Annotated in this window: 22 protein-coding genes and 1 pseudogene; 9 read left to right on the forward strand and 14 right to left on the reverse strand. The window is 66.1% G+C overall.

What is annotated here, in order from left to right; genetic code table 11:
* The first annotated feature begins 103 nt into the window (after nt 1–103).
* Entirely contained in the window at nt 104–1,468 is a 1,365-nt protein-coding gene (locus tag IGW04_RS20595) for a M23 family metallopeptidase (RefSeq protein WP_194714980.1), read from the forward strand.
* A gap of 105 nt (nt 1,469–1,573) precedes the next feature.
* Complete coding sequence (locus tag IGW04_RS20600; protein ID WP_194714981.1) at nt 1,574–2,704, forward strand: anhydro-N-acetylmuramic acid kinase; 1,131 nt, start codon at nt 1,574–1,576, stop codon at nt 2,702–2,704.
* Between the two features lie 219 nt (nt 2,705–2,923).
* Here the strand turns inward: IGW04_RS20600 and IGW04_RS20605 are convergent, their stop codons facing one another.
* The 3 genes from IGW04_RS20605 to IGW04_RS20615 all read right to left on the reverse strand — a co-directional run bounded on the left by IGW04_RS20605 (nt 2,924) and on the right by IGW04_RS20615 (nt 6,844).
* The gene (locus IGW04_RS20605; RefSeq protein WP_194714982.1) at nt 2,924–3,886 is read right to left on the reverse strand and encodes a Bug family tripartite tricarboxylate transporter substrate binding protein; all 963 of its coding nucleotides are present in this window, start codon (nt 3,884–3,886) and stop codon (nt 2,924–2,926) included.
* Nucleotides 3,887–4,127: 241 nt separating this feature from the next.
* A complete protein-coding gene (locus tag IGW04_RS20610; RefSeq protein ID WP_194714983.1) occupies nt 4,128–4,301 on the reverse strand; it encodes a hypothetical protein in 174 nt (57 codons plus the stop codon).
* Between the two features lie 92 nt (nt 4,302–4,393).
* A complete protein-coding gene (locus tag IGW04_RS20615) occupies nt 4,394–6,844 on the reverse strand; it encodes a glycogen/starch/alpha-glucan phosphorylase (RefSeq protein WP_194714984.1) in 2,451 nt (816 codons plus the stop codon).
* Between IGW04_RS20615 and IGW04_RS20620 the strand changes: the two genes are divergently transcribed.
* A complete protein-coding gene (locus IGW04_RS20620; protein WP_194714985.1) occupies nt 6,843–7,073 on the forward strand; it encodes a hypothetical protein in 231 nt (76 codons plus the stop codon). The genes IGW04_RS20615 and IGW04_RS20620 overlap by 2 nt on opposite strands.
* A gap of 51 nt (nt 7,074–7,124) precedes the next feature.
* Here the strand turns inward: IGW04_RS20620 and glgA are convergent, their stop codons facing one another.
* Nucleotides 7,125–8,588 (reverse strand): glycogen synthase GlgA, encoded by a 1,464-nt coding sequence (gene glgA, locus IGW04_RS20625; RefSeq protein ID WP_194715023.1) that lies wholly within the window; start codon nt 8,586–8,588, stop codon nt 7,125–7,127.
* Nucleotides 8,588–9,871, reverse strand: coding sequence for a glucose-1-phosphate adenylyltransferase (gene glgC / locus IGW04_RS20630; protein ID WP_228527273.1), 1,284 nt, complete (start codon nt 9,869–9,871; stop codon nt 8,588–8,590). Before glgC ends, glgA begins: the two co-directional genes overlap by 1 nt.
* 333 nt (nt 9,872–10,204) lie before the next feature.
* On the opposite strand from glgC, the gene thiD reads away from it, so the two are divergent.
* A complete protein-coding gene (gene thiD / locus IGW04_RS20635; protein WP_194714987.1) occupies nt 10,205–11,056 on the forward strand; it encodes a bifunctional hydroxymethylpyrimidine kinase/phosphomethylpyrimidine kinase in 852 nt (283 codons plus the stop codon).
* A gap of 12 nt (nt 11,057–11,068) precedes the next feature.
* Here thiD and IGW04_RS20640 read toward each other — a convergent pair whose 3' ends face one another.
* A complete protein-coding gene (locus IGW04_RS20640; protein ID WP_323744888.1) occupies nt 11,069–11,470 on the reverse strand; it encodes a DUF1294 domain-containing protein in 402 nt (133 codons plus the stop codon).
* 27 nt (nt 11,471–11,497) lie between these two features.
* Nucleotides 11,498–11,683, reverse strand: a pseudogene (locus IGW04_RS26170) (cold shock domain-containing protein); the annotation flags it as partial.
* Nucleotides 11,684–11,769: 86 nt separating this feature from the next.
* Here IGW04_RS26170 and IGW04_RS20645 point away from each other — a divergent pair.
* The 4 genes from IGW04_RS20645 (at nt 11,770) to IGW04_RS20660 (ending at nt 13,891) form a co-directional block, all read left to right on the forward strand.
* Complete coding sequence (locus IGW04_RS20645) at nt 11,770–11,991, forward strand: hypothetical protein (RefSeq protein WP_228527274.1); 222 nt, start codon at nt 11,770–11,772, stop codon at nt 11,989–11,991.
* Between the two features lie 14 nt (nt 11,992–12,005).
* On the forward strand, nt 12,006–12,386 hold the full coding sequence (locus tag IGW04_RS20650) for a hypothetical protein (RefSeq protein ID WP_194714990.1): 381 nt from the start codon (nt 12,006–12,008) through the stop codon (nt 12,384–12,386).
* Nucleotides 12,387–12,545: 159 nt separating this feature from the next.
* Nucleotides 12,546–13,142 carry a hypothetical protein gene (locus IGW04_RS20655; RefSeq protein WP_194714991.1) on the forward strand — a complete coding sequence of 199 codons (597 nt, stop codon included), beginning with the start codon at nt 12,546–12,548 and terminating at the stop codon, nt 13,140–13,142.
* 134 nt (nt 13,143–13,276) lie between these two features.
* Nucleotides 13,277–13,891, forward strand: a complete 615-nt coding sequence (locus IGW04_RS20660; RefSeq protein WP_194714992.1) for a toll/interleukin-1 receptor domain-containing protein — start codon at nt 13,277–13,279, stop codon at nt 13,889–13,891.
* On the opposite strand, the gene IGW04_RS20665 is transcribed toward IGW04_RS20660, so the two are convergent.
* From IGW04_RS20665 to IGW04_RS20695, 7 genes are read right to left on the reverse strand one after another with little or no spacing between them, the layout of a single operon-like run.
* Entirely contained in the window at nt 13,807–14,478 is a 672-nt protein-coding gene (locus tag IGW04_RS20665; RefSeq protein ID WP_194714993.1) for a cysteine hydrolase family protein, read from the reverse strand. The two genes, IGW04_RS20660 and IGW04_RS20665, sit on opposite strands and share 85 nt — an antisense overlap.
* 19 nt (nt 14,479–14,497) lie before the next feature.
* A complete protein-coding gene (locus IGW04_RS20670) occupies nt 14,498–15,214 on the reverse strand; it encodes a GntR family transcriptional regulator (protein WP_194714994.1) in 717 nt (238 codons plus the stop codon).
* Nucleotides 15,214–16,611, reverse strand: a complete 1,398-nt coding sequence (locus IGW04_RS20675; protein ID WP_194714995.1) for an AtzE family amidohydrolase — start codon at nt 16,609–16,611, stop codon at nt 15,214–15,216. Before IGW04_RS20675 ends, IGW04_RS20670 begins: the two co-directional genes overlap by 1 nt.
* On the reverse strand, nt 16,608–16,787 hold the full coding sequence (locus IGW04_RS20680) for a DUF4089 domain-containing protein (protein ID WP_194714996.1): 180 nt from the start codon (nt 16,785–16,787) through the stop codon (nt 16,608–16,610). Before IGW04_RS20680 ends, IGW04_RS20675 begins: the two co-directional genes overlap by 4 nt.
* Before the next feature lie 15 nt (nt 16,788–16,802).
* Nucleotides 16,803–17,621: an ABC transporter ATP-binding protein gene (locus IGW04_RS20685; protein WP_228527275.1), complete on the reverse strand. Its 819-nt coding sequence runs from the start codon at nt 17,619–17,621 to the stop codon at nt 16,803–16,805.
* Between the two features lie 3 nt (nt 17,622–17,624).
* Nucleotides 17,625–18,455: an ABC transporter permease gene (locus IGW04_RS20690; RefSeq protein WP_194714997.1), complete on the reverse strand. Its 831-nt coding sequence runs from the start codon at nt 18,453–18,455 to the stop codon at nt 17,625–17,627.
* Between the two features lie 3 nt (nt 18,456–18,458).
* Nucleotides 18,459–19,502 carry an ABC transporter substrate-binding protein gene (locus IGW04_RS20695; protein ID WP_194714998.1) on the reverse strand — a complete coding sequence of 348 codons (1,044 nt, stop codon included), beginning with the start codon at nt 19,500–19,502 and terminating at the stop codon, nt 18,459–18,461.
* 358 nt (nt 19,503–19,860) lie between these two features.
* Between IGW04_RS20695 and IGW04_RS20700 the strand changes: the two genes are divergently transcribed.
* Nucleotides 19,861–20,085 carry a hypothetical protein gene (locus IGW04_RS20700; protein ID WP_194714999.1) on the forward strand — a complete coding sequence of 75 codons (225 nt, stop codon included), beginning with the start codon at nt 19,861–19,863 and terminating at the stop codon, nt 20,083–20,085.
* Nucleotides 20,086–20,106: the final 21 nt, after the last annotated feature.

Genomic DNA, 20,106 nt, shown 5'->3' on the forward strand with positions numbered 1-20,106 from the left:
AATTTACGTTGTTATAATGCCGGCTTTCTTTAACCTTGCTCGATATCAACACGGCAACTTTTCGCCGATGTTGACGACAAAACGGCAGATTTTAACTGATCGAATGGTCGCTATAGATAAATTACTGAGCATGGGCGCGCGCAGCGCAAGGTTTGTCGGATCGTCACGAAAGCACCGGATCATATCCGCATCGGCATTGTTCCTGGCCCTGTGCGCCTTTGGCGCGGCCGGCGTTGCCCCGATGGCGCCTGACGCTTCCGACCTGCCGGTGCAGTCCATCGTCGAGGAACTGGCCCTGCCCACGCTGGCGGAACAGGTCGCCGGCCTGACGCCTTCCGCCCAAACCTTCATCAACGAAGAACGCGTCCGCTCCGGCGATACCCTGGCTACCCTGGCGCAGCGCCTCGGCATCGATGACGAAGACGCCATCGCCTTCATCAAGACGGATCCGATCGCGCGCGGCATGCTGCAGCTGAAGACAGGCAAGCGGGTACAGGCGCAAACCGGCGCCGACGGCCAGCTGCTGTGGATGAGCGCGGCGGATAACGACACCCGCGACAATGCGCCGGTGCGGAATTTGCTGATCAAGCGCGACGGCGAGAGCTTCAAGGCCTCGGTGGTTGCGGCGGCGCTGGAAAAACGGATGGAAATGCGGTCCGGCGAAATCCGTTCCTCCCTGTTTGCCGCCACCGACGTGGCGCAGATCCCGGATGCGATCGCCAGCCAGATCGTCGACATGTTTTCCACCAATATCGACTTCCGCACCGACCTGCGGCGCGGCGACCGCTTCAATGTGATCTACGAAACCTTCTGGCAGGACGGCGAATACGTCCGGTCCGGACGCATTCTCGCGGCCGAGTTCCGCAATGGCGGTTCTACCTACCAGACCGTCTGGTTCGAGGAACCGGGCAAGGCCGGCGGCTATTTCGGCTTCGACGGCAAATCCCTGAAGAAGGCCTTCCTGAAGTCGCCGCTGGAATTTTCCCGCGTCTCCTCCGGCTTCTCGATGCGCATGCATCCGATCTCGGGACACTGGCGCCAGCACAAGGGCGTCGACTTCGCCGCCGCCACCGGCACCCCGATCCGGGCGTCGGGCGATGGCGTGGTGGAATTCTCGGGCGTGCAGAGCGGCTATGGCAACATCGTGGTCATCAAGCACTGGTCGAATTATTCGACTGCCTATGCCCACATGAGCCGCTTCGCCAGCGGCCTGCAGAAGGGCCAGAAGGTCAGCCAGGGCGACGTGATCGGCTATGTCGGCTCCACCGGCTGGTCCACCGGGCCGCACCTGCACTACGAGTTCCGCGTCAACAACGAGCCGCGCGATCCGCTGAGCATCGACCTGCCCAACGTGGCGCCATTGGCAGGCGCCGAACTGCAGCGCTTCCGCAGGGTTGCCGGCGACATGACCCATCGTTTCGCGCTGATGATGCCGCAGGAAGATGCGGTCCGGGTGGCATCCAACTAGCACTTTTACGGCCGGCACCATGCCGGCTTCGTCCACCTTCATGGGACCGTTTTCCGAAACCGGCTTGCACGTCAGCGCAATCGGCCAAGGAAAGCGGTCTTTTTCATGGCGCACACTCATCCCTCATTGTTTATCGGCCTGATGTCCGGCACCAGCATGGATGGCGTTGACGGCATGCTGGCGTCCATCGGCAGCGAGCCGACGCGCATTACGACGCTGGCCGCGGCGCACCGCCCCTTCCCGGACGAGTTGCGCGCCGCGCTGATGGCCTTGCAGGCGCCCGGCGAGAATGAAATCCACCGCGAGAGCCTGGCCGCCAATGCGCTTGCACGGCTCTACGCGCAGTGCGTGGCCGACTTGCTGGAAGAGGCCGGCGTGTCCGCGGCGCAGGTCAGCGCCATCGGCGTGCATGGCCAGACCATCCGCCACCAGCCGGGGGCCGGCTATACCCGCCAGACCAACAACCCGGCGCTGCTGGCGGAGCTGAGCGGCATCGACGTGATAGCTGACTTTCGCAGTCGCGACATTGCCGCCGGCGGCCAGGGCGCGCCGCTGGTGCCGGCCTTTCATCACGCCATGTTTGCCGATCCGGCGCAGGCCATCGTGCTTGCCAACATCGGCGGCATCGCCAACATCAGCATCCTCGACCCGGCAGACGACAGCGCCGCCGGCTTCGATACCGGCCCTGGCAATGCGCTGATGGATGGCTGGATATTCCGGCATCGCGGCCGGCATTACGACGACAAGGGCAGCTGGGCCGCCAGCGGCCGGGTCGATGCCGCGCTGCTGCAGGCCTTGCTGGGCGAACCCTACCTGGCATTGCCGCCGCCCAAGAGCACCGGGCGCGACCTGTTCCATGCCGACTGGCTGGCCGCCCGGCTCGCGCCTTTCGGCATGCTGGCCCCGGTGGACGTGCAGGCGACGCTGGCGCGCTACACGGCAGTCACGCTGGCCGAGGCGATCCATCGCCATGCGCCGGCGGCCAGGGCGGTCTATGTGTGCGGCGGCGGCGCCTTCAACACCCATCTGCTGGACGAACTCGGGGCCGCGCTGGCGCAGCTGAAGCAGCCGGTCGCGATTGCCGCCACCGATGCGCTGGGCATGGCGGCGCAGCATGTGGAAGCGCTTGCCTTTGCCTGGCTCGCGCAGCGCTTCGTCGCCTGCCTGCCCGGCAACCTGCCTGCCGTCACCGGCGCACGCGGGCCGCGGATACTGGGCGCGCTCTACCCGGCCTGACGACGCTAGCCCGGATATTTCATGAATAAAGGTCAGATGCCGTAGGGCGCAATACCCCGAAGGGGCATTGCGCGTTGCGTGGACCAGCGAAGGTCCTTGCTATGACCTTTGCGGCAGGCGACCGCGGTGCAATGCCCTTCGGGCATTGCACCCTACGAATCGCTGGCCATGCCGGGATGCGGTAGCGCCACGGCAGCGTCGCGACCGGCCTGCAGCGTCTTACTCGATTTTCATCCCGGTGCGGGCGACGACGTTCTTCGAGTCGCTGTAATCCTTCTGCAGCAGCGCGCCGAACTGTTCCGGCGTCATGGCCTTCGGCTCGGCGCCCTGGTCGTGGATGGCGCTTTGCATTGCCGGTGTCTGCAGCAGGCTGTTGACTTCCCTGTTGACGCGCTCGACCACGTCCTTCGGCGTTCTGGCGGGCATGAAGAGGCCGTACCAGGTATTGACGTCGAAGCCCTTGTAGCCGGACTCCGCCACCGTCGGCACGTCCGGCAGGGAGGTGCTGCGCGCCGCCGAGGTGACTGCCAGCGCCCTCACCTTGCCGGCCTTGATCTGGCTCAGCGCCGAAGGGACCGAGGACACGGCCAGGTCGATGTTGCCGCCCAACACGTCCATCATCGCGGCATTCGAACCCTTGTAGGGAACGTGGCGCAGCTTGATGTCGGCTACCTGGTTGAAGCTTTCCGCGGCCAGGTGGATGGTGGTGCCGTTGCCCGGCGATCCGTAGGTGATGCTGTCGGGTGCGCTGCGCGCGGCGGCGACCACGTCGGCCAGCGACCTGAAGCGCGACTGCGCGCCGGTAACGATGACAACCGGGGTATAGGCAACGTGCGCCACCGCCGTGAAATCGCGCACCGGCTCATAGCTGAGGTCCTTGTAGAGCCAGGGAGCGACGGCCATGTTGTCCTTCTGGCCCATCAGCAGGGTATAGCCGTTCGGCGCGGCGCGGGCCGCTTCGGCAACGCCGATGGTGCCGCCGGCGCCGGGGCGATTGTCCGGCACCAGGTTCCATTTGGTCGACTCGCTCAGCCGGTTGGCTACCAGGCGGGACAGGATATCGGTGCCGCCGCCGGGTGGAAAGGGAATCACCAGACGGATCGGCTTGGCGGGAAAGGACTGCGCGTGCGCAGCAACGGCGCCGCAGGCGAAGACGGCGGTAACAAGGAGTTTCTTGAGCATGGCGAGTTTTCCGCAAAGCGGCAGCGATGCTGCTGACAGCGGGCCGCGGCGCGCCTGTGGCGGAACCAGTGGGGAAATAAAAGGCGCAAGTTTAGCGGAATCGTCGCGACGGTGCGGCGGCTTTTCAGGCTGGCGCAGCTTGCCGCCGGCCATGGCATCGGCATGCCATGGCCGGCGGCAACTTCCATTTGCCCGATGCGGGGGCAGCGCCTGGCGTCACGGCGCTGCGCATCGGAGCGCTCTAGTGGTTGCGCTGCTGCTTCGCGCCGCCGCCGGCGCCCTCGCCCGTCGAGGCCTTGGTATGGCTGGCGCCGTCCTTGCCGCTCTGCTTGTGCTGATGCGCCTTGGACTCGGCTTCGGTGGGGGTGTTGGCTTTCTGCTGGCTGGTCTTGTCGTTGGTTTTATCACTGCTCATGCTGTGCTCCTTGCAACGGTTTCATGCCACATCGACATAGCCGTCTGACAAGAAGGGCCGCCGAAAGATTCCGGCGGCGCGCAGGCATCGGCTCAAAGCTTGAGCGGTTTCGTATGCCATACCTGGTCGGCATACTCGGCGATGGTGCGGTCGGACGAGAACACGCCCATGCCGGCCACGTTCAGGATGGCCTTCCTGGTCCACTCCTCGCTCTGGCGGTAGAGATCGTCGACCCTGTCCTGCGCCTCCATGTAGCTGCCGAAGTCGGCCAGCAGCAGGTAGTGGTCGCCGAAATTCACCAGCAGGTCGAACAGCTGCTGGAAGCGGCCCGGTTCGTCCGGCGAGAACACGCCGTCGCGGATCTGGTCCAGCACCTGGCGCAGCTCGGCATTGGTCTCGTACAGCTGCCGCGGCTGGTAGCCGTGGGCGCGGATGTCGGCCACCTGCGGCGTGGTGGCGCCGAAGATGAAGATGTTCTGCTCGCCGACCTGCTCCATGATCTCGATATTGGCGCCGTCCAGCGTGCCGATGGTCAGCGCGCCGTTCAATGCCAGCTTCATGTTGCCGGTGCCGGAAGCCTCGGTGCCGGCGGTGGAAATCTGTTCCGACAGGTCGGCCGCCGGGATGATCAGCTCGGCCAGGCTGACGCTGTAGTTGGGCATGAACACCACCTTGAGCCGGTCGCCTACGCGCGGGTCGCTGTTGACCTTGGCCGCCACGTCGTTGATCAGCTTGATGACGAGCTTGGCGGTGTGGTACGCCGAGGCCGCCTTGCCGGCGAACAGCACGGTGCGCGGCACCCAGTCGGCATCCGGGTTGGCCAGGATGCGGTTATAGCGCGCCACCACCTGCAGCAGGTTCAGCAGCTGGCGCTTGTATTCATGGATGCGCTTGACCTGCACGTCGAACAGCGAGTCCGGGTTCAGCGCAATGCCCATGTGCTCGCGCACCCAGTCCACCAGGCGCAGCTTGTTCTGGCGCTTGGCATGCTTGAAGCGCTGCGCGAAGTCGGGGTCGGTGGCCAGCGGCTTCAATTCGGCCAGCTGGTCGAGATGGCGCCGCCAGCCGCGGCCGATGTGGCTGTCGATCAGGTCGGACAATGCCGGGTTGGCCTGCGCCAGCCAGCGCCGCGGCGTCACGCCGTTGGTCTTGTTGTTGAAGCGGTCCGGGAACACGCGGGCGAAGTCGGCGAAGATGGACTGCTTCATCAGCTCCGAGTGCAGGCGCGACACGCCATTGACCCTGTGGCTGGCCACCACCGCCACATAGGCCATGCGCACCCGGCGTTCGCCATGCTCGTCGATCAGCGAGAGCCGCCGCATCAGCTCGAAGTCATGGCCGAACTGCGCGGTCACGCTGTTCAAGAAGTCGGCATTGATGTCGAAGATGATGTTGAGATGGCGCGGCAGCAGCCGGCCCATCATGTCCACCGGCCAGGTTTCCAGCGCCTCGTGCATCAGCGTGTGGTTGGTATAGGAGAAGATGCGCTGCACCAGGCCCCAGGCATGGCTCCATGACAGCTGGTGCTCGTCGAGCAGGATGCGCATCAGCTCCGGCACCGCCAGCACCGGATGGGTGTCGTTCAAGTGCACCGCGACGTGGTCGGGCAGGCTGTCGAAGCTGTGGCCGTTGCGCAGGTGCCGCGCCACCAGGTCCTGCATGCTGGCCGAGACGAAGAAGTATTCCTGGCGCAGCCGCAGTTCGCGGCCGGACTGGGTCGAGTCGTCGGGATAGAGCACCCGCGACACGTTCTCGGAATGGTTCTTGTCTTCCACCGCGGCGAAGTAGTTGCCCTGGTTGAAGGCCGACAGGTCCATCTCGCTGGTGGCCTTGGCCGACCACAGCCGCAGCGTGTTGGTGGTCTCGGTGCCGTAGCCGGGGATGATGGTGTCGTAGGCCATGGCCAGCACATCCTCGCCGTCGAGCCAGCGCACCTTGTCGCCTTCCTTCTCGATGCGGCCGCCAAAGCGCACCCGGTACTGCACCTCGGGGCGCGGGAATTCCCACGGGTTGCCGCCGGAGAGCCAGTAGTCCGGCGCCTCGACCTGGCGGCCGTCGATGATCTGCTGGCGGAACATGCCGTAGTCGTAGCGGATGCCGTAGCCCATGCCGGAAATGCCCAGCGTGGCCATCGAGTCGAGGAAGCAGGCAGCCAGCCGGCCCAGGCCGCCGTTGCCCAGCGCCGCATCCGGCTCCAGCTCGGCCAGCTCGTTGATGTCGATGTCCAGCGCGCGCAGCGCATCCTTGACTTCTTGGTGGATGCCCAGCGCCAGCAGGGCATTGGTGAAGGTGCGGCCGATCAGGAATTCCATCGACAGGTAATAGACGCGCTTGGCGTCCTGCGCGTAGTACTCGCTGGTGGTTTTCATCCAGCGCTCGACCATGCGGTCGCGCACTGCCAGTTCGGTGGCCTGCAGCCAGTCCTGGGGACGGGCGGCGGCGGGGTTCTTGCCAACGGCGTACATCAGCTTGTTGGCGATCGAGCGCATCAGGGTGTGCACGTCATGCGCGACGCGGTCATAGTCGAATTCGGAATGGGCCATGGTTGGTCAGTATCAGCACGGAATGGAATGGCAGGCGATGGGCAGGATGGCATTGACCGCATCGGCGCCGGCTGCCGCCTTCTGCAACAGGGCAGGAAAATATCGTGAGCGGCTGGAAGGCTTTGCATCGTTGCCCAGGGATGCAAGCGTACACGAGGCGGGCCGGATAGCGCAGACGACAAGCGGCCGTGCGGTTGATTTACAACAACTTGTCAGCCTTGCATGCTAACAATTTGTCAATCCGGCCGCATGCCCATCCGGCCACACGCCGGCCATGCCGTCAGACCGGGACCGCCACCTGCTCATACAGCGCCAGGTACTGCCGGGCCGCCACGTCCCAGCTGAACTGCTGCCGCATCGCGCAGCGCTGCACCTGGGCCAGGTCGACGGGCCGGGCGAACAGGGCGAAGGCGCGCCGCATCGCCGCCTCATAGGCTTCCAGCGTGAAGCCATCGAAGGTGCAGCCGGTGGCGCGGTCTTCCGCCAGGTTTTCCAGGCTGCAGTCGACCACCGAGTCGGCCAGGCCGCCGACCCGGTGCACCAGCGGCAGCGTGCCATAGGCCAGGCCATACAGCTGGGTCAGGCCGCAGGGCTCGAAGCGGGACGGCACCAGGATCGCGTCGGCGCCGGCGATGAGCCGGTGCGACAGCGCCTCGTCGTAGCCGATCTTCACCGCGATGGCGGCCGGGTTCGCGCGCGCGGCATCGAGGAAGGCCGCTTCCATGCCGGGGTCGCCGCTGCCCAGCAGCGCCAGCTGGCCGCCGCGCGCAATCAGCGCCGGCAGGCCGGCCAGCACCAGGTTCAGGCCTTTCTGTTCCGCCAGCCGGCTCACCACGCAGAACAGCGGCGCATCGGCGCGCTGCGCCAGGCCCAGCGCGGCCTGCAGTTCGCGCTTGCAGGCCGCCTTGCCCGACAGGTCGGCGGCATCGTAATTGGCCGGCAGCAGCCGGTCCGACACCGGGTTCCAGACGGCGGGGTCGACGCCATTCATGATGCCGTGCAGGTCATGCGCGCGCGACGCCAGCAGGCCGTCCATGCCGCAGCCCTGCTCCGGCCGCTGGATCTCGCGGGCATAGGTCGGGCTGACGGTGGTGAGCTTGTCGGCGTAATACAGCCCGGCCTTCATGAAGGACACCTGGCCGTGGTATTCCAGGCCGTACAGGTTGAAGAAATAATCCGGCAGGCCCAGCGCGCCGAAGGACCAGTCGCTGAAGATGCCCTGGTAGGCCAGGTTGTGCACGGTGTAGACGGTGCCGGCCAGGCGTCGCCCGGTCTGGTGCTCGCGCGCCTTCAGGTAGGCCATCGCCAGGCCGGCATGCCAGTCATGCGCATGCACCACCTGCGGCTGCCACCAGCTGTCGCCGCCTTCGGCCAGCCAGGCCGCGACCCGGCCCAAGAGCGCGAAGCGGCGGTCATTGTCGGGATAGTCCCTGCCTTCGCTGTCGTAGTACGGATTGCCGGGCCGGTCGTAGAACTGGGGCGCGTCGATCACATACACCATCACCGCGCTGCCCGGCAGCAGGCCGCAGTACAGCCGCACCGTTTCCGGGCCGAAGCGGCCCGACAGGTCGGTGACCAGCTGCTGCTCGACGATGCCATCGCGCAGCGCCGGAAAGCCCGGCACCAGCACCCGGGTATCGCAGCCCAGCAGCGCCAGCGCCGGCGGCAGCGCGCCGGTGACATCGGCCAGGCCGCCGGTCTTGAGCAGCGGATAAAGCTCGGCGCAGACCTGCAGTACCCGCATCATGCGGCCGGAGCGGCGCCGCCCTGCCCCAGCATGTCGGCGGTGACCAGCACCACGCCGTCCTCGGTGCGGAAATAGCGCTGTGCATCCTGCTCCGGATCTTCGCCGATCACGGTGCCGTCCTCGATGTTGCAGCCGCGGTCGATCACCACCTTGGTCAGCCGGCAGTTCTTGCCTATCCTGGTCTGCGGCAGGATCACCGCCTGGTTGATCACGCAGTGGGTATCGACCGTGACGCTGGAGAACAGCACCGCCTGGTTGATGTCCGAGCCGCTGACGATGCAGCCGCCGGAGACCAGGGTATTGACCGCCTTGCCGGGCACGCCGTTTTCATCGGGCAGGAACTTGGCCGGCGGCAGCTGCTCCTGGAAGGTCCAGATCGGCCAGTCGCGGTCGTACAGGTCCAGTTCCGGCTTGTCGGTGGCGAGGTCGAGGTTGGCCGACCAGAACGCGTCCACGGTGCCGACATCGCGCCAGTAGGCGATGTGCTCGGCGCTTTCCGTCGGCGGGATGCTGGACATGCTGAACGGATGCGCGGTGGCGCTGCCGTCGCGCACCACCTTGGGGATGATGTCCTTGCCGAAGTCGTGGTTGGAGGAAGGGTCCTTCAGGTCGTCTTCCAGCAGCCGGTACAGGTAGTCGGCATTGAACACATAGATGCCCATGCTGGCCAGCGCGATGTCCGGGTTGTTGGGCATGCCGGGCGGCTGCGCCGGCTTCTCGACGAAGTCGACCACGCGCCGGTTGGTGTCGATGGCCATCACGCCGAAGGCGGTGGCTTCCATGCGCGGCACCTCGATGCAGCCGACCGTGCAGCCCGAGCCGCGTTCGACGTGGTCCAGGAGCATCAGCGAGTAGTCCATCTTGTAGATATGGTCGCCGGCCAGCACCACCACGTATTCCGGGGCATAGCCGCGGATGATGTCGAGGTTCTGGTAGACCGCGTCGGCGGTGCCGCGGTACCAGTGGGTTTCGCTGACGCGCTGCTGGGCCGGCAGCAGGTCGATGAACTCGTTCATTTCCGGCCGCAGGAAGCTCCAGCCGCGCTGCAGGTGGCGCAGCAGCGAATGCGACTTGTACTGCGTCACCACGCCGATGCGGCGTATGCCCGAGTTCAGGCAGTTCGACAGCGCGAAGTCGATGATGCGGAACTTGCCGCCGAAATACACCGCCGGCTTGGCGCGCTTGTCCGTCAGACGCTCCAGCCGCGACCCGCGGCCCCCGGCCAGCACCAGCGCCATGGTGCGCTTGGGCAGTTGCCGCGAGACCAGAAGTTTGTCCATTGATCGTCTCATTTGTCGTGTCTTTTTGATGGTTGGGTGTGGCGGGGAGTAGCATGCCTGCCGTCCGGCGTCACCTGGGAAACGGGTTTTTTGTCAAAACTATCTCTCAATCGCCGGCCGCCAGTATTGTTTCTGCGCTAGGACTCTGCGCGGCGGCAGCCGCCCCTTCTGCCGCCGCGCAGATCCGTCCCTATCAGGAAAAACCTGCACCGTCAGCCGCGCGCACCTTGATAGAATTGGCCGCCGTGCGCAAGTTCCATGCAATTATCATACCTTTGAGCAAGGTTTGCTCCGGTTCTGTTTTCGCCCCATCCACCACGCTTTCCGCCAGCCATGTCCATGTCCGTTTTTCCCGCGCCATCGCAGCGCTACGTTCGCCTCCTGACCATCGCCGGCTCCGACAGCGGCGGCGGGGCCGGCATCCAGGCCGACCTGAAAACCTTTGCAGCGCTCGGCTGCTATGGCATGAGCGCCATTACCGCGATCACGGCCCAGAACACCTTGGGCGTCACCGCCATCCAGCCTTTGCCCGCCGCGCTGCTGACCCAGCAGATCGACGCAGTTGCCATCGATATCGGCGTGGACGCGATCAAGATCGGCATGCTGCACGACCCCGAAGTGGTGCTGGCGGTGGCGGCGGCAATCCGCCGCCATGGCTGGACCAGGGTAGTGCTGGACCCGGTGATGGTGGCCACCAGCGGAGACGCGCTGATCGCCCGCGAGACGGTGGCGGTGCTGGTGCGCGAACTGTTCCCGCTGGCCACGGTGGTGACGCCGAACCTGGATGAAGCCGCCCTGCTGCTGGGCCGGCCGGTGACGCGGGAAGCCGACCTGGCACAGGCAGCGTCCGACCTGCTGGCGCTGGGCGCGCCGGCCATGCTGCTCAAGGGCGGCCACCTGGCCGGCGAGGAACTGGTCGACCTGCTGCTGGAAGCCGGCCAAGCGCCGCAGCGCCATGCCAGCGCGCGCATTGCCAGCCGCAATACCCATGGCACCGGCTGCACGCTGTCGTCGGCGATCGCCTGTTACCTGGCGATGGGGCATGCGCTGGCGGAAGCGGTGCGGCTGGCGCGGGCCTATGTGGTCGAGGCGATCCGGCACGGGGCGGATGTGCAGGTCGGCGGCGGGCATGGGCCGTTGAACCATGGGTTTGCGCCGGTGGCTTTGTACAAATCGCCAGGCTGATTTGATGGCGGCTTACCAGCCGGCGCGCAAGCCATGAGGCGCATTCAGGTAAAGGAAAAGCGCCGCATTGATCAGGACCGTGATCCGGAAGGCGCAGCGGAATGACTGCTTGCTCGATTTATGGCGCAGCCGCTGCTGCGCCACGATCGCGCCCGGCCAGCCGCCGCACAGGCCAAGCAACAGAAGCGTGCTTTCCGGAGTGCGCCAGGCATGCGCGGCGGCAGCCTGCTTGTCGTGGCGATAGACAAGATAGGTGACCAGGCTGGCAATGACGTACCAGCCAAGCACCCAGCGCGGAACGTGCCATGGCATCGCAACTGCCAGGAAAACGCATGAGAACAGCAGGATCGCGAAATAGCTTGCCGCGCCCCATTTGGCTGGCCCGTCCGATCGTCCGGGACGTGGCCGGCTCACCGCTTTCCTGATGAGCTCGACGTTGTGAGCCCGCTTCCTTCCCTGCGCATTGACTTGCACTTCGAAGCTGAATCTTTGTCCGCACTGAGGACGAGGCGTGCCTGGCCGGCATCCTCTGGCATGGACAAAAATCCGATCGCCACCTTGATCGGGGACGATAAAGCCAAAGCCTCTTTCATCATTCCAGTCGCAGAGTATCCCGGTAAAGCGCATCGGTTTTTATCGTCAGGATTCAACAGCCTCCCGCACCGGGAAGCAGACAGGTCGCAGCCACGGTCGGCTGCATCGGCATGAACGGGTTGGATTATATCAAGGCAATATTTCTTTTAAGAATCTATACGGGTGATGAAAAGCATCACCGCGAGACGATCCGTTCCTGCCAGCGCGACTTTATCTTCGACCTTCCGTCGCGCAGCCTGGCTGCCGCGACTGCGTGTTGCCATCCGGCTGCGATCATCAGCCACGGCTTAAGCGCGACAAAAGCCGATAAAAGGATATTTGTTCGGTTTTTTTCTACATAACTGACGCCATCGCCTTGCTGCCGAAGACTGATTCCATGTCGCACTGCGCATGGTTGGTCCAAAACAGTTCGAGAACCCTTTTAGCCTTTTTAGCCTTTTTAGCCTTTTTAGCCTTTTTAGCCTTTTTAGCCTTTTTAGCCTTTTTAGCCTTTTTAGCCTTGAGAATCTCTGCTGGCAATTTCCTGGCGAAGCTTGAGGAACTGCAAATTCTGCCGTGGGCAGACTTCTACATTGGTTTCCTTATTAATTGCGACGAACGCACAATTATTCGCCAAATGACCAAGAATCGAGGTTTGTCGTTCAAACAGCGCCGGCCGATATGCCAGGCAAGTCTCCCTCCCACCGTGGCGCATCCAGATCGCCCTGCAGGAGTACCAACCGATGATGACTGCTGACATGCAGCGGCGTTACACGACATCGGAAGGAAAACTGACTGCTCATGCTGGAGTGGCAGGCCATGCGGCCCTTCGTCCGAATCAGGGGAAAACCCGCTTGCAACGCCGTCCGGCGCAGTCCGCTGGCATGACGCCTGCCACCCCGCGGCCCACTGCGCCATGAAGTCACGCGACCCATGGATCGTGCTGTTCGCCGGCCCGATGCTGGATGCGCCGCTCTGCGCGCGGGAACGCTTCCCGGCCGACATGGCGCCGCTGGCGACCGCCGAGATCGCGCTGCGCCTGGCGCTGCTGGATGCCGGTCCGGGCGACCTGGCGCTGTGCGATGGCGCCTGCGGCGGCAGCCTGCTGTTTGCCGAAGCGGCGCTGGCGCGCGGCATGCGGCTGGAGCTGCGCCTGCCGTTCGACGAAAAGCGCTTCATGCGCGAGGCGGTCGCCTTCGCTGGCCAGCATTGGCTGTCGCGCTACCTGCGCATCCGTGGTCATCCAAGGACCGTGGCGTACTGCCTGCCCGAGCAGGCCGTGCCGGCCGGCAGCGACCCTTTCGCCGAGGCCGGACAGTGGCAGCTCAATGCCGCGCTGTCGCATGGCAGCGACCGGGTATGGCTGATGACGCTGTCGGAGCACCCGAACGCTTTCGACGCTGGAGGCGGTACCGCGCAATTGATGGAGGCGATGCATCGCTATACTGGGCAGGTCATCACCATCGATGCCGCCCGTTTGCTGCGCAAGACCAGGGAACGCCGGCGCAATTGAGAAGGCGCTGACGCAATCAGCGCGGCGCTTTCCGGCCAGGCGTGCCGGCGCAGTCAATGCGCGCAGTCCGGCAAGCAGGCGCAACCACGCCAGAGACATTCCGTCAGGCGTTCTACATCGACACGGAGCCTGCCATGCCCGACGTTTTTCTGAGTTATGCCGAACAGGACAGCGATACCGCGCGCCGCGTCGCCAGCCTGCTGCAGGCGCAGGGCTGGAGCGTGCGCTGGGAACACGCGACGGCCGACGATGCCGAAGCGCGCTGCATGGTGGTGCTGTGGTCGCGCCACTCGGTCAACAGCGACCAGGTCGCCGCGCAGGCCGAGCAGGGGCGGGCCCGGCACGCGCTGGTGCCGGTGCTGCTGGAACAGGTGACGCCGCCGCCCGGCCTGCGCAGCATCCAGGCAGCCGACCTGTCCGGCTGGGATGGCGCGGCCGATGCGCCCGGCGCGCGCCAGCTGGTGGCCGACCTGGCCGGGCTGCTGGGCCAGCCGCTGCCGTCGGGCCGGGTGATCCTGCCGCCGGTGAAGGTGGCGCCGCGCCTGCATCCGGCCTGGCTGATCCTGGTGGCGCTCGGCCTGCTGCTGGCCGCCGGCCTGGGCGCCATCACGCTGTGGCGCAATGCGCCGCCGGCGCGTCCGGCCGCCGCTGCCGCGCCCCTGCTCTATGCCGCCAGCAGCGCCGCCAGCGGCGCGGTCCAGCCGACGATGCCGCCCTGGGCGCGGATCATGGCCAGCGTCGCTTCGTGAAAGGCCGGGAAGTAGCTGGCCGCAGCATCTTCCACCAGCAGGCATTCGTAGCCGCGGTCATTGGCTTCGCGCATGGTGGTCTGCACGCAGACTTCGGTGGTCACGCCGGCCAGCAGCAGATGGCTGATGCCGCGCTCGCGCAGCATCGCGTCCAGCCCGGTGGCGTAAAAGGCGCCCTTGCCGGGCTTGTCGATCACCAGCTCGCTCTCCAGCGGCGCCACCTCGGGCAGGATCTGGTTGCCCGGCTCGCCGCGCACCAGGATGCGGCCCATCGGCCCGGCGTCGCCGATGCGCAGCGCGGCATTGCCGCGCTGGCGCTTGGCCGGCGGACAGTCCGACAGGTCGGGCAGATGCGATTCCCTGGTATGCACCACCAGCAGGCCCAGCGCGCGCGCATGGGCCAGCAGCGCCGCCACCCTGGGCACGATGGATGACAGCGTGCCCACGTCGTTGCCCAGCGCCGCGCCGAAGCCGCCGGGCTCGATGAAGTCGCGCTGCATGTCGATGACGACCAGCGCGGTGCGCTCCGGCGCATAGCGGTAGGCATAAGGCGCGGCATCGACCTCGCGTTCACGGCTTGCACTCATCGCTTCCTCCATGAAATTGTCAGCGGCGCTGGTCGCGCGCGGTGTAGAGCCGGTGCAGCGTGATGTTGCGCACCTTGGTCTTGCTGGCCTCGACATGCGCCCGCAGCAGCGCGACGGCCTGGTCCGGCTGCCGCGCCAGGATGGCGCGCAGGATGGCGCCATGCTCGTCATAGGTGCAGGCCACGCGGCCGGCGCTGGAAAAGTCGAGCCGGCGCAGGATGCGGATGCGCTCGGTGACGTCGCCGTGCACCCGCGCCATTTCCGGGTTGCCGGCCGCGCCCACCAGCGCAGTGTGAAAGGCTTCATCCATCTCCGCCACGCGCTGGCCGTCGTCCAGGCGCTCGCCCTGCGGCGCCAGCCAGAAGTCCCGCAGCGTGCCGAGCGCGTCATGCGCGGCATCGCTTTCGCACAGGCGGCGCACCGCCGCCGTTTCCAGCACCAGCCGCAGGTCGTACAGATGATCGAACTGCTCGAAGTCCAGCAGGCTGACCGACCAGCCGCTCCTGGCATCCATGTCCAGGTAGCCTTCCCGCTGCAGCCGCGCCAGCGCCTGCCGCAGCGGCGTGCGCGACATGCCGAGCCGGGTCGCCATCGCGGTTTCGGAAAAGCGCTCGCCCGGCAGCAGGCGAAACGCAAACAGCTCGTCCTTCAGCCGCAGGTAGGCCGCATCGCCCAGCGTGGCCGGGCTGTCGTTGGCGGCGCTTGCCGGCGCCTGGCGCCATGCCTGCGCAGGCATCAGGCAAACACTCCCGGCTCACGCGCCGCTGCCAAGCCCTGCCGCGCCAGCAGCCGCGCCGCCGCCAGGCACAGGTCTTCCCGCCATGGCGGGGCGATCAGCTGCACGCCGATCGGCAGGCCGGGCTCGCCGCCGGCCGGCCAGACCGGCACGGTGCAGACCGGCAGGCCGATGCAGGAGATCGGCTGGGTCAGCAGGCCCATGCTGGCGCGCAGCGGCAAGGCGCGGCCGCCGATCTCCAGGGTGGAAGCGCCGGCCACGCTGGCCTGCACCGGGGTGGCCGGCGCGATCAGCAAATCAAGGCCGGCATTGGCAAACAGCGCCATCACTTCCTCATGGGCGCGGCGACGCACCCGCTGCGCCTGCGCCAGCCAGGCCGACGGCATCAGCGAGCCGGCGATCAGGCGGTCGCGCGACAGCGGTTCGTAGTCCTCGTACTGGCGCATCAGGCGGGCGCGATGCAGCGCGCCACCCTCGGAACCGGTGATCAGGAATGCCGCCGACCGCGCCGCTTCCGCGCCCTGCCATTCCACGCTGCGCGCCGTCCCCAGCGCGGCGGCAACCAGCCGCGCCGCTTCCCGCGCCGCATCTCCGGCCTGGCGCTCGAACCAGCCAGCCAGCACCGCCACACGTTCGCCACGGATCACGGGCGCGGCATACCCGACCGGCTCGGCGGCGCGCGGCGCGCAGGCCGGATCGCTTGCGTCCGGGCCCTGCAGCGCATCGTAGACCGCCGCCAGGTCATCGACATCGGCCGCGAACGGCCCCAGGTGATCCAGGCTGTGCACGAAGGGAAAGCTGCCGGTGCGCGGCAGCCGGCCGAAGGTGGGTTTCAGGCCAAAGATGCCGCACAGCGAGGACGGCACGCGGATCGAGCCGTTGGTATCCGAGCCCAGCGCCAGCGGCACCAGGCCGCCGGCCACCGCCGCCGCCGAGCCGCCGGAAGAGCCGCCGGCGATGCGGCTGGCGTCATGCGGATTGCGCGTCACGCCATAGTGGCTGTTCTCGGTGGTGAAACCGTAGGCATGCTCGTCCATATTCAGCGCGCCCACCAGCACCGCGCCGGCGGCGCGCATGCGGCGCACCAGTTCGGCGTCGGCGGCGGCCGGCGGATTGGACCGGTTGACCTGGCCGCCCGCCACCGTGACTTCGCCGGCGATGTCGAACAGGTTCTTGACCGCATAGGGCACGCCGGCCAGCGGCGGCAGCGGCCTGCCGGCCGCGCGCAGCGCATCGACCGCGGCCGCCTCGACCCGCGCCCGCTGCAGGCACAGGCTGGTGAAGCTGTTGAGCACCGGGTCGCGCGCGGCGATCAGGGCCTCGGTCTCGGCCAGCACGTCCAGCGCGCTGGCCTCCCCTGCCCCGATCCGCGCGGCGATGTCGAGCGCGCGCCTCATGGCAGGAACACCGGCGCCGGCTCCAGCGCAAGCGGCAGCTCGTCCTGCATCAGCACCGCGGCGATCGCGGCAATGCCCTCGAAGGCAGCGGCAACGCCGGCTTCCTGCGCCTCCCCCAGCTGATAGCCCTGCAACCGCAGGGCCTGCGCCACATAGGCGCGGATATCGTCGTCCATGATGGCGTCCCTTTTTTAGCGCCGCACTTCGCGCTGGAAGATTTCCAGGCTCTTCTTCTTGGTCGCGATAAAGCCGGCGCCGGACAGGGTCTCCAGCGTGCGCGGCCTGGGGTCGTCGTACTGCAGGATCTCGGCGACGCGGGTCGGCCGCTTGGTCAGCAGCAACACCTGGTCGGCCAGGTACACCGCCTCTTCCAGGTCGTGCGACACCAGCACCATGGTGGTGCCGGTCTGCATGAACACTTCCTGCAGCTTCTCGCGGATGAACAGTGTCATCTCGAAGTCCAGCGCCGAGAACGGCTCGTCGAGGAACAGCACTTCCGGCCGCGGCGCCAGCGCCCGCATGATGGAGGCGGTCTGCTGCTGGCCGCCGGACAGCTCGTAGGGATAGCGGCGCAGGTCGAACTTCACGTCGAAGGAGGCAACCAGTTCTTCCATGCGCCGGTTGATCTCGGCCGGCGACTTGCCTTCCAGCTTCAGCGGATAGGCGATGTTGTCGATGGTGCGCAGCCAGGGCAGCATCGCCTCGCGATAGTTCTGGAACACGTAGCCGACCTTGGTATCGGCCAGCGACTTGCCGTCGAACAGGATCTGGCCGGCGTCGACCGGGATCAGGCCGGCGATCATGTTGATCAGCGTGCTCTTGCCGCAGCCGTTGGGGCCGAACACCGAGACGATGCGGCCCTTCGGTATGTCGAGGTCGAAGTCCTCGTACAGCGGCCAGCCGGCGAAGTACTTGGTCAGGCCGCGTATCGTGATGTGGGTGCCGGCCGGGCCGGGCGCAAAGCGCGGCGCGGGCGGTTCAAGTTCAGCCAGCATGGTGGCAGGTCGCATTGCTTATCTCCCGTTCCAGTGAATGATGCGGCGCTCGATCAGCAGGAACAGCACATTGAGCGCATAGCCCAGCGCGCCGGCCGCAAGGATGGCCGCGTACATGCTCTTGACGTTCAGCACCTGCTGCGCATCGATGATGCGGTGGCCGATGCCGTTTTCCGAGCCGATGAACATCTCGGCGACGATCACGATCACCAGCGCCATCGACACCGCCGAGCGCAGGCCGACGAAGCTCGACTGCAGGCTTTCCCAGACCAGCACGTCGCGGAAGATCTGCCAGCGCGTCGCGCCCATCACCCGCACCGCCATCACCCGCTGCTTCCTGGCATTCATCACGCCATAGGCGCTGTTGAAGATCACGATCAGCAGCGCGCCGAAGGCGGCGATGGCGACCTTGTTGATGTCGGACACGCCGAAGATCAGCAGGAACAGCGGGATCAGCGCCGACGACGGCGTGGAGCGGAAGAAGTCGATCAGGAACTCGATGCTGCGATAGACATTCTCGTTGCTGCCCAACAGCACGCCCAGCGGCACGCCGACCACGGCGGCGATCAGGAAGGCCTGCAGCGTGCGGCCGAAGGTGACGGCGAAGTCGGTCAGCAGCGCTCCGCCTGCCATGCCGGTGACCAGCGCTTCCAGCGTGGCCGCGGGACTGGGCAGCAGGATGGCCTTGATCAGGCCGAAGCGCACCACCAGGTCCCAGACGATGAACAGCACCAGCGGGCCGATGAAGGGCAGCGCCTTCTTCCATGCCGGCGGCGCCGGCGCTTTTGCGGCTGCGGCATTGGCCGGCGGCGCCCAGGGTGCGGCCGGGTTGACTGCGGTCTTGTTCATGGCTTATCCCTTGTAGAGCAGCGAGTCCACCATCACCCGCTTCTGGAAGATGCCCTTGTCGGCGAACAGGTCGTAGAACTTCTGGAAGTGGGCCACGTCGCTGGGCTTGAATTCGTTGTAGAACATGTAGTCCGACATCGGCACCTCGGCCGTCAGCGCGCCCTCGATCGCGGTATAGCCTTTCAGGTAAGGCCGTGCCGCGTCCGGCGACTTGCGCACCAGGTCCACGCCGCGCAGGTAGGCGGCCATGTACTTCTTCGCCGCCTCGGGATGCTGGCGCAGGAATTCCGAGGTCAGGCTGGCCGCACCGCCATGCCAGGGCGCCATCGCATCGCCCAGGATGTACCTGGCCACCACGCCGGTTTCCAGCGTGCGGGTAGCGCCGTTCAGGCGGCCGACGGTGCCGGTCGGCTCCAGCGTATAGACCGCATCCACCTGCCCGGCCGCCAGCGCCGCCACATGCTGGCCGATCGGCAGCTCGACCACAGTGACGCCGGTGGCGCCGCCGCGTTCCAGCATCACCTTGGCCAGCGTGATGTTCTGCACGCCCGGCCCGCAGCCGATGCGCTTGCCCTTGAGCTCGGCGATGCTCCTGACCGCACTGTCCTTGGGCACGACGAATTCATCGAGCACGAATTTGGCGTTGGTGGGATTGGTGCAAAAGATCTTGAACAGGCCAGGCTGCGCGATCTCGCCGATGGCCAGCACGGCCGACGCGGTGCCATTGCTGCTGCCTTCGGCGCGGCCGGCCAGCATCGCCTCCATCACCTGCTGCGCGCTGGCGAACTTCTGCGCCTCCACATCCAGGCCGGCCTCCTTGAAATAGCCCTTCTCCACCGCGGCGAAGAACGGCAGGCCCGACGCGACGGGCCAGTAGCCGATTCGTATCTTCGGCGAGGCCTGCGCCCGCACGATGGCAGGCGCGCCAAACGCCGCCAGCGCCCCGCCGGCAAGCGCCGCGCGCAGCACGCGGCGGCGGCGTGGCGATTGCGGTGCGGTGTGCTCGGATGAAGTGGCGATGGCGGATGCGGGGCTGATGTCTTTCATTGGATCTCCGGACTAGGGGTTGAACGTCAGGCCGGTCTTCGATGGTGCACCGGTCTGTATACAGGCTGGTGTACATGCAGCTTGCGTGCCAGCCTGTTTTGGTGCGGGGAGCGGTTTGTAGCGGCTGGCGCTTTCTAATAGAGGTCGATGGCGCTGCTGACCAAGTTTCATGGGGCTTGCGTCAAAACGTTTCGATTGAAACCAACCCGTTCAGCAAGCTACACAGATACCGCGATGCCGTCGGGCCATCAGAGATGCCCAATGGACCGGCATTAGCAAGTGCGGCAAAGCGCTCGTCTTTGCCATGCCGGAAACCCAAGCCACCGGTCTCTTCAGACCAAATATCACGGAGCTTTATATGAACACGAAAGCATTTCCCGAAAAAGCCGCATCGAATACCGTCAGCAGCGAAGGGCCGATAAGCACCGATGCGCTGGCTAACGTTGTGGGCGGGGGCGAAACACTGGATGTGCCTATGGCTGAATTGTCGGAAGAAACAGGTGACGTCGAACAATCATCCTTGACGCCACCGTTAGATGAAGTGGAACAAATGATAAAACGGGATCGAAGACAAAATGAATGACACGCTTGGCTCGCAGGGCTC

This window comes from Noviherbaspirillum soli, assembly GCF_015352955.1.
GTDB lineage: Bacteria > Pseudomonadota > Gammaproteobacteria > Burkholderiales > Burkholderiaceae_D > Noviherbaspirillum_A > Noviherbaspirillum_A soli.

What these genes read in the sequence shown, in the direction of transcription:
- IGW04_RS20620 (WP_194714985.1), top strand. Translation starts at nt 6,843, where the DNA reads ATGGTTGGTCAGTATCAGCACGGAATGGAATGGCAGGCGATGGGCAGG.
- IGW04_RS20675 (WP_194714995.1), bottom strand. Translation starts at nt 16,611, where the DNA reads ATGAGGCGCGCGCTCGACATCGCCGCGCGGATCGGGGCAGGGGAGGCC.
- IGW04_RS20605 (WP_194714982.1), bottom strand. Translation starts at nt 3,886, where the DNA reads ATGCTCAAGAAACTCCTTGTTACCGCCGTCTTCGCCTGCGGCGCCGTT.
- thiD (WP_194714987.1), top strand. Translation starts at nt 10,205, where the DNA reads ATGTCCATGTCCGTTTTTCCCGCGCCATCGCAGCGCTACGTTCGCCTC.
- IGW04_RS20615 (WP_194714984.1), bottom strand. Translation starts at nt 6,844, where the DNA reads ATGGCCCATTCCGAATTCGACTATGACCGCGTCGCGCATGACGTGCAC.
- IGW04_RS20610 (WP_194714983.1), bottom strand. Translation starts at nt 4,301, where the DNA reads ATGAGCAGTGATAAAACCAACGACAAGACCAGCCAGCAGAAAGCCAAC.
- glgA (WP_194715023.1), bottom strand. Translation starts at nt 8,588, where the DNA reads ATGCGGGTACTGCAGGTCTGCGCCGAGCTTTATCCGCTGCTCAAGACC.
- IGW04_RS20600 (WP_194714981.1), top strand. Translation starts at nt 1,574, where the DNA reads ATGGCGCACACTCATCCCTCATTGTTTATCGGCCTGATGTCCGGCACC.
- IGW04_RS20670 (WP_194714994.1), bottom strand. Translation starts at nt 15,214, where the DNA reads ATGCCTGCGCAGGCATGGCGCCAGGCGCCGGCAAGCGCCGCCAACGAC.
- IGW04_RS20660 (WP_194714992.1), top strand. Translation starts at nt 13,277, where the DNA reads ATGCCCGACGTTTTTCTGAGTTATGCCGAACAGGACAGCGATACCGCG.
- IGW04_RS20700 (WP_194714999.1), top strand. Translation starts at nt 19,861, where the DNA reads ATGAACACGAAAGCATTTCCCGAAAAAGCCGCATCGAATACCGTCAGC.
- IGW04_RS20665 (WP_194714993.1), bottom strand. Translation starts at nt 14,478, where the DNA reads ATGAGTGCAAGCCGTGAACGCGAGGTCGATGCCGCGCCTTATGCCTAC.
- IGW04_RS20595 (WP_194714980.1), top strand. Translation starts at nt 104, where the DNA reads ATGGTCGCTATAGATAAATTACTGAGCATGGGCGCGCGCAGCGCAAGG.
- IGW04_RS20655 (WP_194714991.1), top strand. Translation starts at nt 12,546, where the DNA reads ATGAAGTCACGCGACCCATGGATCGTGCTGTTCGCCGGCCCGATGCTG.
- IGW04_RS20695 (WP_194714998.1), bottom strand. Translation starts at nt 19,502, where the DNA reads ATGAAAGACATCAGCCCCGCATCCGCCATCGCCACTTCATCCGAGCAC.
- IGW04_RS20680 (WP_194714996.1), bottom strand. Translation starts at nt 16,787, where the DNA reads ATGGACGACGATATCCGCGCCTATGTGGCGCAGGCCCTGCGGTTGCAG.
- IGW04_RS20685 (WP_228527275.1), bottom strand. Translation starts at nt 17,621, where the DNA reads ATGCGACCTGCCACCATGCTGGCTGAACTTGAACCGCCCGCGCCGCGC.
- IGW04_RS20690 (WP_194714997.1), bottom strand. Translation starts at nt 18,455, where the DNA reads ATGAACAAGACCGCAGTCAACCCGGCCGCACCCTGGGCGCCGCCGGCC.
- glgC (WP_228527273.1), bottom strand. Translation starts at nt 9,871, where the DNA reads ATGGACAAACTTCTGGTCTCGCGGCAACTGCCCAAGCGCACCATGGCG.